The sequence below is a fragment of the Kitasatospora sp. NPDC057223 genome, assembly GCF_042669755.1.
In the GTDB taxonomy this organism is placed as follows: Bacteria; Actinomycetota; Actinomycetes; order Streptomycetales; family Streptomycetaceae; genus Kitasatospora.
Genome location: NZ_JBHUWW010000001.1, coordinates 24,134 through 39,078 on the forward strand (window position 1 = coordinate 24,134; position 14,945 = coordinate 39,078).

The window sequence follows — 14,945 nt, forward strand, 5'->3', positions numbered from 1 at the left end:
CGCTCGGGGCGGCGGCCGGCCGCCGCGGCCATGGCGGCCGTCGCACGGTGACGCCGTCGGCGCCAGGGCGCGCTGCCCTTGTCCACAGCCACGGGTGGCCTCCGATCGATCGTCCGCCGGGGGTGCGCTGCCGGTCCGACAGACGCAGACCCGGCCCCGACCATCATGCGCGGACGGCCCGGCCGGTGCCCGCCGCGAACGTCCCGCCGGCGGCGTCGGGTCACCCGAACGCGCACCCCCGGTGGTGAGCCCGCGCCGTGGCGTATCTCCTGGGCAGAACAGCCGGCTGCCGCCTGCGGCATCCACGCAGGGCCCACCCCAGGGAGAGTGCGATGGCCTCGAACGAGTCCGGGTCGGAGCCGACCGATCCGGGACGAGCAGAGCAGGGCGGTCGCATACCGCCGGATGCGCAGCCGCCGGCCGCACCGCCGGGCGGGAAGGCGGACGGATCGGCGGAGCCGACGGCGGGCGGATCGGCTGAGCCGACGGCGGGTGAGCGCAGCGAGGTCGAGGATCTGCGGCGGCGGGTCGCGTCACTGGAGGGCTCCGCCGCACCACGGCGCCACCACCGGTGGCGCACGTCCGGAGCCGTGGTGCTGATCGCGCTGGCCTCCGTCCTGTCACTGCTGTCGGTGCTCTCGGTCTGGACGAGCGACATCGTCGGCAACACCGACCGCTACGTCTCGACGGTCGCGCCGCTGGCCTCGAATCCGGACGTGCAGGACGCGGTCGCCGCCCGGGTCACCACGGCGGTGCTGGACCAGATCGACGTGAAGGGCCTGGTCAGCCAACTGTCCGAAGCCGCGGCGGAGCAGGGCGTCCCGCCCCGGGCGGCGGACCTGATCAACGGTCTGACCGGGCCGATCACCAACGGCCTGAACGAGCTGGTGAACTCGACCGTGCACCGGGTCGTCGCCAGCAGCGCCTTCGAGACGCTGTGGGTGGACGCGAACCGGGCCGGGCACACCGCGCTCGACAAGGCCCTGACCGGAGAGGGCGGCGGCGCGGTCTCGCTGGACAACAACCAGGTCACCATCGACATCGCCCCGATCGTGGCCAGGGTCCAGACCCAGCTGGTGGACTCCGGTTTCGGCCTCGCCGCGAAGATCCCGGCCGTGCACACGGACTTCGTCGTCTTCGCCTCGGACGACATCGGCAAGGTCAAGTCGTACTTCCGGCTGCTGGAGATCATGGGCACCTGGCTGCCGATCGTCACGGTGCTGATCGCCGCCGCCGGGGTGTTCCTGGCCGTGAACCGGCGCCGCGCACTGATCGGGGCGGCGCTGGGTGTGTTCGCCGCGATGCTGCTCACCGGGATCGTGCTGACGGTGTTCCGCTCCTTCTACCTCGACCACCTTCCCGCCGGTGCGTCCCAGCCGGCCGCGGCGGCGGTGTACGACACGCTGATCCGGTTCATGCGCGCGAGCGTCCGGGCCGTCGGGGCGCTGGCCCTGATCACCGCTCTGGGCGCGTTCCTGATCGGCCCGTCGCGGGTCGCGGTCACCGTCCGAACCGTCTGCCACCGGGGCATCGCGGCCGCGCGCGAGGCCCTCACCTCCATCGGCATGCGGCTGGGGCCGGTCGGCCCGTTCGTCCACCGCTTCAAGCGGTGGATCGGCGCCGCGATCCTGCTGGTGGCCGCCGTGGTGCTGTTCACCTGGAGCTACCCGTCCGCAGCCGTGGTGGCGTGGATCACCGTCGCGGTGCTGGCCGCGTTCGCCGTCCGGGAGTTCCTGGACACCGGCCCGCAGCAGCGCACCCCCGGGACACCGCCGACCGCCTGACCGTCGCTCGCCCCACCGCTCCGTCAACGAGCCACTCCTGACTTGTTGATAGTTTCTGCTCGACCTGTCCGTCTCTGCTTCACGGGGGATCAGTTGAGCCAGCCCCAACCACCGCCGTACCCGTACAACCCGTACCACCAGCCACCCATAGCCCAGCAGCCGCCGGGCCCGGCCGTCCCACCGCCCTTCCCCGGGCAACTGCCGATGCAGCCCGGCCCGCCGTACCCGGTGCACCCCGTGCCCTTCGGACAGCAGCCGAACCCCGGCAACGGCCGCCCCATCGGCGCGTTCCTCCTCTCGCTGCTCGCCTCGTTCCTCATCTCAGCGGTCTACAGCGCCACCATCTACGCCACCTACCAGGACCAGTCGGAGGGCACGGTCCACACCCTCTATCTGCTCCACGCCCTCGTCAACGGAGCGGCCGTCGGTGTCCTGACCGGCCTCGTCGGCGGCCGCAGCAACGCCGCCCGGACCGCCGGGACGATCGTGGCCGCGCTCGGCGCCTTCTTCGGCTACACCAACGCCGTTCCGCTCGTCATCGCCGACAGCGCCGGACACCAGATCCTCCGGGACATGCTGGTGAACGACCCCTTCACCCCGGCCAAGGCCTGGTGGGGCAGCCAGACCGGAGGCGAGTGGATCGCGCTGCTCGGCCTGGTACTCGCCGCAGCGACAGCCTGGGGCCTCGCGTACGCCATCGGACGAAGCCGCCGCTGACCCGGACGGCCCACGGCCGGGGCCCGCACCGCCCGCGCGGCCGGGCCCCGGCCGAACCCGTCCGCAGAACCGTCCACGGACCCGGTTCACCGCCTCCGGCGGGCGGCTGCGAGCACGATGGCCTCCGCGCGCCGGACGGCCTCGCCGGAGGCGTCCGCGTGAGGGGACGGCGCGTGAGGGGACGGCGTGTGAGGGGGCGACGTGTGAGGGGGCCGCGTGCCCGTCCGCCCGGAGCGGGGCCGGGCCGGGAGGTAGCCCGGCGGGGCGAGCAGCATGCGCTCCACCCGGATCCGGGCCTGGACGGCTGTGGCCCGGAGGGCCGCCGCGACGACGGCTGCGGCGGCCAGGGCTGTCGCGCCGGCGGCCAGGGTGCTGGTGTTCATCCGGATCCTTGTCCTTACGACGGCGGCACCCGGTGGGCGGGGTCGCCGGGCGGGTGGAAGCAGGCGGTGATGGTCTTGCCGCAGCGGTCCGTCCTGATCTGCCAGCCGTCGGCGAGGGCCTCGACCAGCGCCATGCCACGCCCGGAGGTGGCGTCGGGGCCGGCCTCGCGCGGGCGCGGGAGCTCGGGCGAGGCGTCGTGCACGCTGACGTAGAGGCAGCTCCCGTCCCAGGTGAGGACGAGGTCGGCGCTGCTGCGGGCGTGGATGTGGGCGTTGGTGATGAGTTCGGAGATCGTGAGGACGACCGCGTCGGCGACCTCGGGCGCACGGGTCGTCCAGCCGAGTTCGTCGAGGTGGCGGCGGCCCCACGCACGGCCGGCGCGCACACCGCTGGAGACGGGCAGTGTCCGTGCCCAACCCAGCGCCTTCAGCGCGGGCTCCTGTCCGTCCATGCTCCTCGTCCCTCCGCCGTCGGGCCCCTGTGGAGACGGCTGCCCCCGTTCGGCCGGAGCACGCCCGCCATCCGGCGCTCCGGGGCCGCCCTTCGGCGGCGCCTGCGCCGGATTCCGGTGCGGCAGCGCGTAGGGTGCGGCTGGACAGTCCCATCGCACTCGGCGGAAGAAGGCGGAGGAAGGGGCGCCCCGCGATGATCGTGAAGGCGATCGGAGCCCGGGCCGTGGCTCTGGGCAGGCAGGCGAGAGCCCTGGCCGAACGTGTCTGGCGCGACGGCCGGAAGCTGGAGCTGCTGCATCGGTCGATGGCCTTCGCCGCGCTGTTCTTCGTCACTCTCGTGCCGCTGCTGGTGGTGATCGCCGCCGCGCTGCCGACCCGTGGCAACGGGATCGCCGACTGGATCATCGACGGGCTCGGCCTGTCCGGGCACTCGGCCGAATCCGTCGGCGAGGTGTTCGCCTCCCGCAGCGAGGTGCTCAGTGCCACCACGGCGCTGAGCCTGGCCGCCCTCGCCGTGTTCGGCATCTCCCTGATGGCGGCACTGCAGCGGACGTACGAGCGGATCTGGGAGCTGCCCCCTGCCGCCTGGCACACCGTGTGGCGGCAGGTGATCGGCCTGGCCGGCCTGATCAGCTTCATCCTGCTGACCACCTGGCGCGGCCTGCCCTGGCACGGCACCGCCGCCTCCGCCGTGCTCCGGGGCGCCCTGGGCGTCTGCGGCGGCGTGCTCTACTTCTGGTGGCTGCAGCGCCTGCTGCTCGGGTCGCGCGTCGCCTGGCGCCCGCTGCTCCCCGGGGCGGTCGCGACCGTGGTCGCCTTCGCCGGGCTGCGGGTCTTCTCGCAGTTGGTCTTCGCCCCGCTGATCGTCTCCAACGCGGTCTCGTTCGGAGCGGTCGGTACTGTGCTGGTGGTGCAGTCCTGGCTGATCGGCGTCGGCTACACCGTCTACGCCGGCGCGCTGACCGGCCGCGCCCTCCGACGCGACCGCCCGGACCCCCCTCCCGCGCCTCCCGAATGACAGCGCGTCACTCGCCGGCCAGGCCCTCCGCACACCTTCGAGGCGGCGCCGCCCCAGCCGGGAGTGGTCCCGGGTATCAGGGGTAGCCGACGTACGGATCCCGTGACTCTCCCCGCCGCACGGCGGGTTCGGCGCTGCCGTCCCTGTACCGGACGGTGTCCGCCACTCACCAGGGTGCTGAACAGGAGAACCCCTCATGACCGATTCCCCGGTAGTACTCGCCGCCTCCATGACCGGACCGGCCGTAGGACTTCTTCTCGCGGTCGGACTCGTCGTGGTCGCCGTCCTCATCGGCGCATTCGTCTACGGCAGCCGTCGCAAGTCGCGCGAGGGCCCGCCGGTGCACCCCGGCACCACGCCCGGGCCGGGCCCGGCGAGCGGGTCGTGGCAGACCCCCGGCAGCGGGAGCGACCCCGGCGTCCGGGGCGGCGGCCCCGCCGAGCCGACGGCCAACGGCCGGGACAATCCCGGGCCGCCGTACTGACGACGCCTGCGGCCGGCCCGCGTCGACCGATCTGGCCAGCCAGGGAGGCGATGCGGGCCGCCACTGCTGCTGCTCAGAGGGGCTTGAGCCGGGTGTGCAGGAGGCAGAACTCGTTGCCTTCCGGGTCGGCCAGGACGTGCCAGCTCTCGGTGCCGGTCTGGCCGACGTCGACGGGCCTGGCGCCGAGAGCGAGCAGCCGCTCCAGCTCGGCGTCCTGGTCGCGGTCGGTGGCGTTGACGTCGATGTGCAGTCGGAGCTTCCCGGCCCGCGGTTCGCTGCTGGGGCTGAGGACGAGGGTGGGTTGCGGGCCGCCGAAGCCGGCGTCGGGCGGCCCGATCTCGATGCTTCCGTCATCCTCCCGGCCGAGTTCGACGTAGCCGAGGGCCTCGCTCCAGAATGCGGCGAGCCGCTCGGGGTCGGCGGCGTCGATGACCAGCTCACTGATGCGGCATGCCATGCCCGCCAGTGTACGTAGCGGTCCCCTGGGAGCACCGCCGGATCCGTCACCGCCGGGGCGCCGTCACGGCTGCTGCTCGTCCGGCCAGGTGCGCGTGTCGCGTGGCTGGACGTAGGGCTCCTCACCGGCCGGGAGGCCGCCCTGGGTGGCGCGTTCCCGGGAGAGCTCGGCGTCGAATTCGAGGCCGAGGAGGATCGCGAGGTTGGAGATCCACAACCACACGAGGAAGACGATGACGCCCGCCAGCGTGCCGTAGGTCTTGTTGTAGGAGGAGAAGTTGGCGACGTACAGGGCGAAGCCGGCCGAGGCGGCCATCCACAGCACCACGGCGAGGAGGCTGCCCGGTGAGATCCAGCGGAAGCCGCGATCGCGCACGTTGGGCGCGGCCCAGTAGAGCAGGGCGATCATCAGGCTGACGAGCAGGACCAGGACGGGCCATTTGGCGATCGACCACACGGTGAGCGCGGTGCCGCCCGCCCCCAGGGCCCGGCCCACCCGGTCGGCGAGCGGACCGGTGAACACGACGATCACCGCGCTCGCCGCCAGCATCAGCATGAGCAGCAGTGTCAGCCCCACGCGCAGCGGAGTGGTCTTCCAGACCGGCCGGCCCTCACGGATGTCGTAGACCGCGTTCGAGGAGCGGATGAACGCCCCCACGTAGCCGGAGGCGGACCACAGGGCGGCGGCGAGGCCCACGACCATCAGCACGGTGCTGGTGCTGCCGTTGTTCTGCAACTGGACGACGGCGTTGCGCAGGATGTCGCGCGCGGCGCCGGGGGCGAGCTTCCCCGCGTTGTCCAGAACGGCGTCGGTCGCCGAGCTGCCCACGACCCCGAGCACGGACACGAGTACGAGCAGCGCCGGAAAGATCGCCAGGACGCCGTAGTAGGTGAGGGCCGCCGCACGGTCGGGCAGCTCGTCCTCCAGGAACTCCCTGCCGGTACTGCGCAACACCGTCCGCCAGGAGCGCCGGGGCATGTCGCCGGGCGTGTTTGGAGCGGCGTTCTCGATCTGCGGGCCCGGGCCCGGCGGGGTTCCGCCGGGCCCGGGCACCCGAGTGTTTCTGCGCTTGAGGATGGCCATGGTGTGCGTCTGTCCGCCCCTGGCGGGGCGAATCTCCGCCCGCCGACACCGTTGGGAGCGGCAGGGCTGCACGGCTCCCCGCGACGTGGTGCGGTCAGCCGCGCCGCATGTCGTCCGGGTCGGCGGGGAGGGAGCCGAGGCCCCGCTCGGCCGCCGTGGGGTCGGGCGCGGGCGGTGCGCCCTCGCCGGTCATCCGGGACTGCGGCGTCTCCCGCGTGGGAGCGTCGCCGAGTGCGTCGGGCCCCTTGCCGCCCGGGCGGTCGGCAGCGGCGGGCGTGGTGCCGGCGTCGGCCGGGGTGAGGCGGCCGCGCCAGGCACCGCTCTCCCCGGCCTGCTCCTCGATGAATCCCTTGAACCGCTTCAGGTCGCCCTTGACCCGCCGGTCGAGGACGCCGAGCATGTCGCCCGCCTTCTCGGCCATGCCGTGAGGTGCGAAGTCCATCACCAGGATCACCCGGGTGTGGGCGTCGTCGAGGCGCTGGAACGACACGAACCCCTTCTGCTCCACGTCCCCGCCCACCGAGCGCCAGGAGATCCGCTCGTCGGGCAGCTGGTCGACGATCTCCGTGTCGAACTCCCGGCGGGCACCGGCGACCTTGGTCCTCCAGTGGGAGTGCCGGTCGTCGATCTGGCGGACCTCCTCCACGCCCTCCATGAAATTCGGGAAGTCCTCGAACTGCGTCCACTGGTTGTAGACACTGTGCAGCGGAACGTCGACGTCGATGGATTCCTTCACCACGCTCACGGCGTTCTCCTCCAAACAGTCATGCGGGATATTCCGGACATGGAGGCGTCTGCCCGGCCGGTGGTCCTTCAATCACACGAGTCTCGACGGTCGTGGTCAGACCGGTACGGACAGGGCTTCGAGGTAGCCGGTGAGGGCCGCCGCGGTACCGGCGAGCGGGAACCGGGCGCCGAGTTGCCCGTCGGGGCGGACGACGAAGCCGGTCGGGCCGTCGGGGCGGTAGAGCCTGGCGAACTCCCCTGCCGCGTCCCGGTATTCGGGAACGGACAGGACGCCCGGCCGGGTCGGTGCGGCTTCGCGCGCGAGGACGGCGAGGGCCGTCGGCCCGGCCCCGGGGAGCAGGGTGGCGGCGGCTGCCGCAGCTGCTGCGGCCGGCTCGGCGGCGTCGGCCGTGTACAGGACCAGGACGTGCCCCGTGCGGTCGCGCAGGACGTCGAGCAGGCGCAGCGGGTAGGCGGCGACGGGGGTGGTGAGGCCGGCGCAGTCCGGGGCGCGGTCGCCGGGCTGGGGCGCGTCGGCCGGCCCGTACGGGCTGCCCGAGAGCGGGCCGCCCCGGTAGCCGACGAGGAGCTGGGCCTCGCGGAGCATCAGCGTCCGCTGGTCGTCGGGCTCGCTCTCGATGCCCTGGGTGGCGTGCCGGACCGTCCGGCCGACGACCTCCTCGCCGACCGGGCGGCGTTCGGCGTCGTAGCTGGTGAGCAGGCCGGGCCCGGCTCTGTCGCGCAGGACGAGCGCGAGCTTCCAGGCCAGGTTGCAGGCGTCCTGGATGCCGGTGTTCATGCCCTGTGCGCCGGTGGGCGGGTGGATGTGGGCGGCGTCGCCCGCGACGAACACCCGGCCGTCGCCGTAGCGGTCGACGATCCGGTGACTGATGCGGAAGACGGACGACCACCGCAGCCGGGAGACGGTCGTCGGCCCGGGGGCGAGGCGGTCGACGACGGCCTGGATGTCGGACAGCTCCGGGGTCCGGCCGCCCTCCAGGCCGTGTGCCACACCGTCGCCGGGCGCGGGCGCACCGTCCGTGACGCCGCCGTCCGGCGCCCTCTCCGTAGCGCCGCCCGTCGCGCGGGTGGAGAGTTCGGGCGGGACGAGCATCGACATGCGGTAGCGGCCCGCGCCGGGCAGTGGGATGCAGACCAGCAGGTCGTCGGTGGAGCCGTCGTCGGTGCGATGGCTGGAGCGCAGGCCGTATCCGGACGGCAGGTCCCAGTCCGCCTCGACGTCGGCCAGCATGTACTCCTCGGCGAAGGCGCCGCCCTCGAAGCCGAGGCCGAGCGCCTTGCGGACGGTGCTGTGGGCGCCGTCGCAGCCGACCAGGTAGCGGGCGCGGACCTCCTCGGTGGCGCCGGCGGCGGTGCCCAGCCGGGCCGTCACGCCGTCCTCGTCCTGGGTGAACGACAGCAGCTCGGTGCCGCGTTCAACGGCCGTGCCCAGGCCCGCGAGGTACTCCTCCAGGAGGCGCTCGGTCTCGTACTGCGGCAGCGCCGCGAATCCGTAGGGCACCTCGGACGGCAGCGCGAGGTCGATCCGCGCCCGCTCCCGGCCGTTGACGTGGATCAGTTGGCCGCGCAGCGGGACAGCGGCTTCCAGGACGGTGCGGGCCAGGCCCATCCGGTCCCAGATCTCCAGGGTGCGCGGCTGGATGCCGACCGCCTTGGCGTACGGCAGGCGGGCCGGCAGCCGGTCGACGAGGCGGCAGCGCACTCCGTTGCGGCGGAGTTCGGCGGCCGCGCTCAGGCCGACCGGTCCGGCCCCCGCGATCAGTACGTCGGTCGTCCGGGTGTGCGCCACGGGTGCCTCCCAAAGCCCGGCCCCCTCGGGTCCGGTCCCGTGCTCCATGGTCGCCCGCCGGGGGACGGGCGGCGAGCCGGGCGCCGGACGCCGGGGGCTGCCGCTGCTGCGCTTGCCGCAGCGCGACATGCCCGCGACCACGTGGCGGGCGCGGGCGCCCGGCCGGTGTTCACTCCCGGCCGGGCGCGGCGAGCGGGCGGCGGTCAGGCCTGCCGGTGCGACGGCCAGGCCGGCCCGTGCGGCGGTCAGGCCTGCCGGTGCGATGGTCAGGCCTGCCAGTGCGGCTTGCCGCTGACCATCCGGCAGTAGATCAACCGGCCGCCGGCGTCGTGGGTGCTCCGGCCGAGGTCGTCGTTGCGGCAGAACTGGCCGGCCTTGTAGCAGTTGCCGGCGTTGGAGACGATCTCGCAGTTGCCTGCGGGGGCGGGGGCGGGGGCGGGGGCGCTGGTGGTGTGCGGCGCCTCGACCGTCTTGGTGGGCGCGGGAGCGGGGACGGGAGCCTTGGTCGCCGGGGGCTTGGCCGTGGTGGCGGCCGGGGCGGGCGCGGGCGGCTTGGGGGTGGCCGGCGCGACCGTCTCGACGGGCGCGGCCGCGGGCGCGGTCGTCGCGGTCGGCGACGGCGCGGGCGCCGGTTCGGCCGTGGTGGTGGCGGGCGCCGGGGCGGGCGGGGCCGCCGGGGTGGCTGCGGCGGTGGTGGCGACCGCGCCGGCCGGGACGGTGTTGTCCTTCACCGTCGGGTCACAGCCCGTCAGGGTGAGACCGACGGCGAGCACGAGGCCGGCGACGGCGGCCAGCCGCCGGTGCCCGGCAGGTATGGAGGAGGGCATGGGTGTGGACGGCTCCGTTGCATCTCGGGGCGGGAAAGCCCAGAGTCAACCAGAGATTGACGACCCGGCATTCACCGTTCCGCCACTGATCCCCCACCTGTTGGCCAATCGAGACCTGGCGACTACCGTCCGCACCCGGACGGGGCAAGGACGTGACGAACAGTCACCGTTCACTCACCCTCCCCTTGCCGCCCGTCGGCAGGGCGACCGGCCGGGCTTCTCGGCCGTCCATCGCCGGGAGCGACCACCGGCCCCGTCACCGGCGGTAGTTGTCGCCCGCGGGACGGCCGGCGCCGGTCACTGCCGCCGTCACCCCGAGGGCACCGACCAGCGCTGCCTGGCCGCCACCAGGTGCGGACCCTCGCGCCAGCCGCGCGGCAGGCCGAGCAGCACGGTGCGCAGCACCCTCGCCTGGCCGGTGGCGGCCAGGTCGGTCAGGGGCCACCCCGGCAGGCCGTACATCCGGCGGGCCCAGGCCGGGAGCAGCTCGAAGGCCAGCGCGGCGGCCCCCGACCAGGCCGGCCGCACGGGGGTGCCCCAGCGGGCCCAGGCGGGGAACGGCGGGACGAAGGCGAACCGCACCGCCTGCCGGGCCGCCGGGGTGACCAGGAGTTCGCTCCGCACCTGGCGGAAGTAGGAGTCCAGCCCGGCGACCGTCTCCGGCACCGGGAAGTCCGCCGGGACTCCGACCAGTCGGGCCACCCCCGCCTGCTCGCGGAGGTACTCGTCGGCCTCGGCCTGCGTGAGCCGCAGGCCGGAGCGCCGGGCCACCTCCAGGAAGGAGCCGACCTCGCTGCAGTGCACCCAGACCAGCAACGCCGGGTCGTCGGCCCGGTAGGCCCGCCCGGTCACCGGGTCGGTGCCGTGCACGTGGCCGTGCACCCGGCGGACCCGCTGCACCGCCTGCCGGGCCTCCTCCCCCGTCCCGTAGGTCACCGCTCCGATGAAGAAGGCGGTGCGGTAGAGCCGGCCCCAGGGGTCCTCGCGGAAGGCGGAGTGCTCCGCCACGCCCGCCATGGCGAGCGGGTGCAGGGCCTGGAGCATCAGCGCCCGCAGGCCGGCCAGGCCCATCGACGGGTCGGCGTGGACCCGCCAGGAGACCGAGCCCGGGCCGAACAGCCCGGCCTCGGGGACGGCTGCCTCGCCCATGCGCCTGTCCTCCCTGCCGCTGCGGCCTCCAGCCTCCGCCGCCGGACGGCCCGGCGGCCAGTCGCACCGTTTCCGCAGCGGTGCCCGCCCTGGCCGGTCAGCGGGCTCCGAGCACCTCGGGCAGCCGCTGCTCCACCCCGTCGGCGAGCCGCTCGAACTCGGCCCTCATGAAGGGTGCGACCAGCCTGGCCGCGCCCTTGAAGCGCAGCCGGGCCTCATAGACCACCTCGGTGCGGCCGTCCAGCGCGAAGAGCGCGATGTCGTCGGTGGCGGTCACCGTACGGTTCTCGCCGACGAAGACCAGCCGGCCCGGTTCCAAGCGGTCCAGCCGGTACGTCAGTTCCGTGGTCCGGCCCCGGAACCGGGAGGTGTTGAGCCAGCGCGAGCCGGGCCGGACGGGCCCGTCGTCCAGCCGGGCGCAGCGCACCGTGCCCGGATCCCACTCCGGCGTGTTGCCGAAGTCGGCGAGGTAGCCGAGCACCGCGTCCGCCGGCCGGCTCACCGTGAAGCGTCTGACCACCGTGACCACGTCGTCCGTCCTTTCCGACCTGAAGGGCCTCTTCGGGCTCCATCCGGGCTCCTTCGGCCCGTGCGGCTCCGGAGCGCGGGCCGCCAAGCGGCCCTCGCGGGGTGTTCGGCGCCGCGGCGCCGGCGGATTGGTCCGCCTCACGCCCGGCCGCCGGTCGTGCGTGGCTACCGGCTTCCGCCGCCGGGACGGGCTATCACTGGGGGCGTCGGCGCTCGGCGGCAGGGCGCACGGAGGATCAGCGGCTCGATGACGGCAGAGGACAGGGATACGGCATGCGGCCCGGTACAGCAGTGGACGTGATCGTGGTCGGCGCGGGTCTGGCGGGGCTGGCAGCCGCCCGGGACCTGGCCGACGAGGGCCTGCGGGTCAGCCTGCTGGAGGCCTCGGACGCGGTGGGCGGCCGGGTGCGCACCGACCTGGTCGGCGGGTTCCGCCTCGACCGCGGGTTCCAGGTGTTCAACACCGCGTACCCGCAGGTGCGGCGGCGGGTGGATCTGCGGGCCCTGCGGCTGCACCCCTTCACGCCGGGCTTCGTGCTCGCGGGCGCCCGCGGCCGGTACCGCTTCGCGGACCCCACCCGGCGGCCGGGGCAGGCCGCCGACCTGCTGCCGGGGCGGCTCGCCCCGCTCGGCGACGTCCTCGCGCTCGGGCTGCTCAGCGCGCGGGACATGGTCCTGCCGCCCGCCCTGCTCAGGCGCGGGAGCGATCTGCCCACCGCGCGGGCCCTGGCGGCGGCCGGCCTCTCGGCCGGGACGGTCGACGCCGTGCTGCGCCCGTTCCTGGCCGGGGTGTTCCTGGAGGACGGCCTGGAGACGTCGAGCCGGGTGTTCCACCTGGTGTGGCGCAGCATGCTGCGCGGGACGCTCTGCCTCCCGGCGGCCGGGATCGGCGCGCTGCCGGCCCAGCTGGCGCAGGGACTGCCGCCCGGAGTGCTGCGGTTGGAGTCGCCGGTGGCGGCGCTGACCGGGGAGGGCGTACGGCTGGCGGACGGCTCGGCGCTGGCGGCGGGTGCCGTGGTCGTGGCGACGGAGGCGGCCGAGGCCGCGCGGCTGCTGCCGGGGCTGGACGTACCGGCGGCGCGCGCGGTGACCACGCTCTACCACGCGGCGCCGGTGAGCCCGCTGCGGGAGCCGACGCTGCTCGTCGACTCCGACCGCGAGCTGCTCAACAGCGTGGTGCTGTCCGAGGTGGTACCGGGGTGTTCGGGGGACGGCCGGGCCCTCGTCTCGACCTCGGTGCTCGGTGACGGCGCCGACGAGGCGAAGGTCCGGGCCCGGCTCGCCGAGCTGTACGGGGCGGACACGTCCGGCTGGGAGCACCTGGCGGACTACCGGATCCCGGCCGCACTGCCGGCCATGGCCGCCCCGCACCCGCTGATCCGCAGCACGCGGTTCGCCGCCGGCCGCTACGTCTGCGGTGACCACCGGGCGACCGGCTCCGTCCAGGGGGCGCTGGCCTCCGGCGCGCGGGCCGCCCGCGAGGTGTCGGCCGATCTGCTCGGCGGCGCCCGGGAGGGCGGGCCGGGCGCCGCGCGGAGAGGTCAGGACGGCTGACCGCCCGGCCGGCCGAGGGCGGCACGGGCACCGAGGAGGGCTGCCCGCTCCCGCTCGGCCGCCGAGGCCTGCGGGTGGCGGCGGCGCCAGTACGGGTTGTCGTGCGGAAGCTTGCTGCTGACCCGGCCGTACATTCCGAAGGTGGCGATGACCAGGCCGGTCACGAAGCTGAAGATCACGTTCGACATCCCGAACGCCAGGAGGTTGGCTCCGGAGTCCAGCAGGGCGAGGTTGACGAACCCGCTGAGGAAGAACAGGGTGCCGACCACGATGTTGACGGTCGAGGCGGTGTTCCCGCCGATCACGGCGCCCGCGATCAGGATCACCGCGAAGACGATGGAGATCAGGCTGACCAGGCCGTTGGTCGACAGCCCGGCGATCCGCTCGCCGTGGGTGCTGAAGAACGCGAGGCCGTCCAGCAGGCCGAGGCAGCCGAAGACCAGCAGGGCGGCGCCGCACAGGCCCGCCCCGACGCGGTAGACCTGGGCCAGCCGGTGGTCGACGGGGAGTTCGTCGCGAAGGTCCATGACCGTGCTCCGTTCCGGAGGTGGGCGGGTGTTCCCACGTGCTGGTCCAGCCTCTTCCGCGCGTCGGCCGGGGCCCACTCGCAGCGATCTCGCACCGTTTGCCGCACCGTTTGCCGCATCGACGACCGGCCCTACGGCGCCCCGGCCCTGCGGCGGCCGGGCCGGGGCGAGCGGCCGGTGGGCCGGTCAGGGCGCCATCAGCTCCGCCAGCCGGTCCAGCGCCTCCCCGAGCCCACGGGGGCGCAGCGTCCCGGCGGGCCGGGCGGGGCCGGCCCAGCCGGGGCCCGCGAGCAGCACCGCCGGCCGGGCCCGTGCGCCGCGTACGCCCCAGCCGGTCGCGGCGGTCTGCAGCGCGAGGCGGCGGTCCGCCGTCGGGCGCGACTGGGACCAGAGCAGGACGGCCGACGGCCCCGTCCGGCGGACGGCCTCCAGCAGCGCGCCGGCCGGCACGGCCGCGCCGAAGATCCGGAACGGCAGCCCGCGCTCCGTGAGCCCGGCCGCCACCGCGTCGAGCGGCAGCGAGTGCTGCTCCCCCGGCATGCAGGCGAGCAGCACCGGCCGGACCGGGCCGGCCGGACCGGCAGCTGCGGCGACCAGCCGGAGCGTGGTGGACACGTGCCAGGAGAGCAGGTGCTCGACCTCCACGTAGCGCTCCCCCTCGGCGGCCCACTTGCGGCCGGCCGCGCGCAGGGCGGGCAGCATCACCTCGTCCCAGGCCGTCACCGTCCCGAGTTCCTCCACCACCTGGCGGAGCATCCGCTGCACGGCGGGCGCGTCGAGCCGCACGGCCGCCCGCGCCAACCCCCGGCACTCCGGGCGCACGGCGCCCAACGGGAGCGCGGAACGGCCGCCGGACTCCCGTGCGGACTCCCGTACGGCGGGGGCGGGACGCTCTGCGCCGCCGGCCGGCCGGGGCCGGGCGTCGCCCTGGCGGGCCAGCCGGGCGGCCTCGGCGGGCGGCACCCCGCGCGCGGTGAGGCCGCACATGGCCTGGAGCAGGGCGATGTCGGCGGGAGCCCAGAGTCGGTGCCGCCCGCTCTGGTGACCGGCCGGGCCGATTCCGTAGCGGCGCTCCCAGGAGCGGACGGTGGTCGGCGAAACACCGAGCAGGCGCGCGACGCCCCCGGTGGAGAGGCTCGGCCCGGGCTCAGTCGGCGGGGCTCCGGACTCGGCGGAAGGGGAGTTCACAGCCCCAGGATGCGCCCGACCATGAACCCGGCGCTGCAGAACACGAGGACGCCGATGAGGAGCAGCGGGATCCAACCGGGCCACGCGGTGTGCAACTCGACCCGTTCGGCGGTGGAGATCCCGGCACAGGTGGAGCCCTCGCACTCGGGTGTCTCGGTGGGCTTCGGCCCGGACGGCGGCCCGGCCGGGCGTACGACGGAAGCGGCGACGGGATCGGCGACGGGATCGGCGACGGACATGACGGCCTCCTACGGAGC

16 protein-coding genes and 1 pseudogene are annotated in these 14,945 nt (G+C 74.7%); 5 read left to right on the forward strand and 12 right to left on the reverse strand.

The window, feature by feature from the left end:
• Positions 1-332: 332 nt before the first annotated feature.
• Both ACFUK0_RS00120 and ACFUK0_RS00125 read left to right on the forward strand, forming a co-directional pair.
• Complete coding sequence (locus ACFUK0_RS00120; protein ID WP_380245688.1) at positions 333-1,784, forward strand: hypothetical protein; 1,452 nt, start codon at positions 333-335, stop codon at positions 1,782-1,784.
• Positions 1,785-1,877: 93 nt separating this feature from the next.
• Positions 1,878-2,501 carry a hypothetical protein gene (locus tag ACFUK0_RS00125; RefSeq protein WP_380245689.1) on the forward strand — a complete coding sequence of 208 codons (624 nt, stop codon included), beginning with the start codon at positions 1,878-1,880 and terminating at the stop codon, positions 2,499-2,501.
• Positions 2,502-2,587: 86 nt separating this feature from the next.
• Here ACFUK0_RS00125 and ACFUK0_RS00130 read toward each other — a convergent pair whose 3' ends face one another.
• Together ACFUK0_RS00130 and ACFUK0_RS00135 are read right to left on the reverse strand one after the other, a co-directional pair.
• Positions 2,588-2,884: a hypothetical protein gene (locus ACFUK0_RS00130; protein ID WP_380245690.1), complete on the reverse strand. Its 297-nt coding sequence runs from the start codon at positions 2,882-2,884 to the stop codon at positions 2,588-2,590.
• Positions 2,885-2,898: 14 nt separating this feature from the next.
• Positions 2,899-3,336, reverse strand: coding sequence for an ATP-binding protein (locus ACFUK0_RS00135; protein WP_380245691.1), 438 nt, complete (start codon positions 3,334-3,336; stop codon positions 2,899-2,901).
• Positions 3,337-3,530: 194 nt separating this feature from the next.
• On the opposite strand from ACFUK0_RS00135, the gene ACFUK0_RS00140 reads away from it, so the two are divergent.
• Together ACFUK0_RS00140 and ACFUK0_RS00145 are read left to right on the forward strand one after the other, a co-directional pair.
• Positions 3,531-4,355: a YhjD/YihY/BrkB family envelope integrity protein gene (locus tag ACFUK0_RS00140; protein ID WP_380245692.1), complete on the forward strand. Its 825-nt coding sequence runs from the start codon at positions 3,531-3,533 to the stop codon at positions 4,353-4,355.
• Between the two features lie 196 nt (positions 4,356-4,551).
• Positions 4,552-4,839: a DUF6479 family protein gene (locus ACFUK0_RS00145; RefSeq protein ID WP_380245693.1), complete on the forward strand. Its 288-nt coding sequence runs from the start codon at positions 4,552-4,554 to the stop codon at positions 4,837-4,839.
• Between the two features lie 73 nt (positions 4,840-4,912).
• Here the strand turns inward: ACFUK0_RS00145 and ACFUK0_RS00150 are convergent, their stop codons facing one another.
• From ACFUK0_RS00150 to ACFUK0_RS00180, 7 genes and pseudogenes are all read right to left on the reverse strand, one after another.
• Entirely contained in the window at positions 4,913-5,296 is a 384-nt protein-coding gene (locus tag ACFUK0_RS00150) for a VOC family protein (protein WP_380245694.1), read from the reverse strand.
• Between the two features lie 63 nt (positions 5,297-5,359).
• Entirely contained in the window at positions 5,360-6,379 is a 1,020-nt protein-coding gene (locus ACFUK0_RS00155; RefSeq protein ID WP_380245695.1) for a YihY/virulence factor BrkB family protein, read from the reverse strand.
• Between the two features lie 274 nt (positions 6,380-6,653).
• Positions 6,654-7,124 (reverse strand): annotated as a pseudogene (locus ACFUK0_RS00160) (SRPBCC family protein); the annotation flags it as partial.
• A 96-nt stretch (positions 7,125-7,220) separates the two neighbouring features.
• Positions 7,221-8,915, reverse strand: a complete 1,695-nt coding sequence (locus ACFUK0_RS00165) for an FAD-dependent monooxygenase (protein WP_380245696.1) — start codon at positions 8,913-8,915, stop codon at positions 7,221-7,223.
• 266 nt (positions 8,916-9,181) lie between these two features.
• Positions 9,182-9,742 (reverse strand): hypothetical protein, encoded by a 561-nt coding sequence (locus ACFUK0_RS00170; RefSeq protein ID WP_380245697.1) that lies wholly within the window; start codon positions 9,740-9,742, stop codon positions 9,182-9,184.
• 309 nt (positions 9,743-10,051) lie between these two features.
• Positions 10,052-10,891 (reverse strand): oxygenase MpaB family protein, encoded by an 840-nt coding sequence (locus tag ACFUK0_RS00175; protein WP_380245698.1) that lies wholly within the window; start codon positions 10,889-10,891, stop codon positions 10,052-10,054.
• Positions 10,892-10,988: 97 nt separating this feature from the next.
• Positions 10,989-11,420 (reverse strand): SRPBCC family protein, encoded by a 432-nt coding sequence (locus tag ACFUK0_RS00180; RefSeq protein ID WP_380245699.1) that lies wholly within the window; start codon positions 11,418-11,420, stop codon positions 10,989-10,991.
• Positions 11,421-11,692: 272 nt separating this feature from the next.
• Here ACFUK0_RS00180 and ACFUK0_RS00185 point away from each other — a divergent pair, with 272 nt between their 5' ends.
• Positions 11,693-12,973 carry an FAD-dependent oxidoreductase gene (locus ACFUK0_RS00185; RefSeq protein ID WP_380245700.1) on the forward strand — a complete coding sequence of 427 codons (1,281 nt, stop codon included), beginning with the start codon at positions 11,693-11,695 and terminating at the stop codon, positions 12,971-12,973.
• Here the strand turns inward: ACFUK0_RS00185 and ACFUK0_RS00190 are convergent.
• The 3 genes from ACFUK0_RS00190 to ACFUK0_RS00200 form a co-directional block, all read right to left on the reverse strand.
• Positions 12,961-13,500: a DUF4383 domain-containing protein gene (locus ACFUK0_RS00190; RefSeq protein WP_380245701.1), complete on the reverse strand. Its 540-nt coding sequence runs from the start codon at positions 13,498-13,500 to the stop codon at positions 12,961-12,963. The two genes, ACFUK0_RS00185 and ACFUK0_RS00190, sit on opposite strands and share 13 nt — an antisense overlap.
• Positions 13,501-13,686: 186 nt before the next feature.
• On the reverse strand, positions 13,687-14,688 hold the full coding sequence (locus ACFUK0_RS00195) for a MerR family transcriptional regulator (RefSeq protein WP_380245702.1): 1,002 nt from the start codon (positions 14,686-14,688) through the stop codon (positions 13,687-13,689).
• Positions 14,685-14,927, reverse strand: coding sequence for a DUF6480 family protein (locus tag ACFUK0_RS00200; protein ID WP_380245703.1), 243 nt, complete (start codon positions 14,925-14,927; stop codon positions 14,685-14,687). The genes ACFUK0_RS00195 and ACFUK0_RS00200 overlap by 4 nt, the downstream gene beginning before the upstream one ends.
• Between the last annotated feature and the right edge of the window lie 18 nt (positions 14,928-14,945).

Bases quoted from the DNA above. Each gene is read 5' to 3' on its own strand.
- ACFUK0_RS00120 (WP_380245688.1), top strand. From the start codon at position 333: ATGGCCTCGAACGAGTCCGGGTCGGAGCCGACCGATCCGGGACGAGCA.
- ACFUK0_RS00130 (WP_380245690.1), bottom strand. From the start codon at position 2,884: ATGAACACCAGCACCCTGGCCGCCGGCGCGACAGCCCTGGCCGCCGCA.
- ACFUK0_RS00135 (WP_380245691.1), bottom strand. From the start codon at position 3,336: ATGGACGGACAGGAGCCCGCGCTGAAGGCGCTGGGTTGGGCACGGACA.
- ACFUK0_RS00140 (WP_380245692.1), top strand. From the start codon at position 3,531: ATGATCGTGAAGGCGATCGGAGCCCGGGCCGTGGCTCTGGGCAGGCAG.
- ACFUK0_RS00145 (WP_380245693.1), top strand. From the start codon at position 4,552: ATGACCGATTCCCCGGTAGTACTCGCCGCCTCCATGACCGGACCGGCC.
- ACFUK0_RS00150 (WP_380245694.1), bottom strand. From the start codon at position 5,296: ATGGCATGCCGCATCAGTGAGCTGGTCATCGACGCCGCCGACCCCGAG.
- ACFUK0_RS00155 (WP_380245695.1), bottom strand. From the start codon at position 6,379: ATGGCCATCCTCAAGCGCAGAAACACTCGGGTGCCCGGGCCCGGCGGA.
- ACFUK0_RS00170 (WP_380245697.1), bottom strand. From the start codon at position 9,742: ATGCCCTCCTCCATACCTGCCGGGCACCGGCGGCTGGCCGCCGTCGCC.
- ACFUK0_RS00175 (WP_380245698.1), bottom strand. From the start codon at position 10,891: ATGGGCGAGGCAGCCGTCCCCGAGGCCGGGCTGTTCGGCCCGGGCTCG.
- ACFUK0_RS00185 (WP_380245700.1), top strand. From the start codon at position 11,693: ATGCGGCCCGGTACAGCAGTGGACGTGATCGTGGTCGGCGCGGGTCTG.
- ACFUK0_RS00190 (WP_380245701.1), bottom strand. From the start codon at position 13,500: ATGGACCTTCGCGACGAACTCCCCGTCGACCACCGGCTGGCCCAGGTC.
- ACFUK0_RS00200 (WP_380245703.1), bottom strand. From the start codon at position 14,927: ATGTCCGTCGCCGATCCCGTCGCCGATCCCGTCGCCGCTTCCGTCGTA.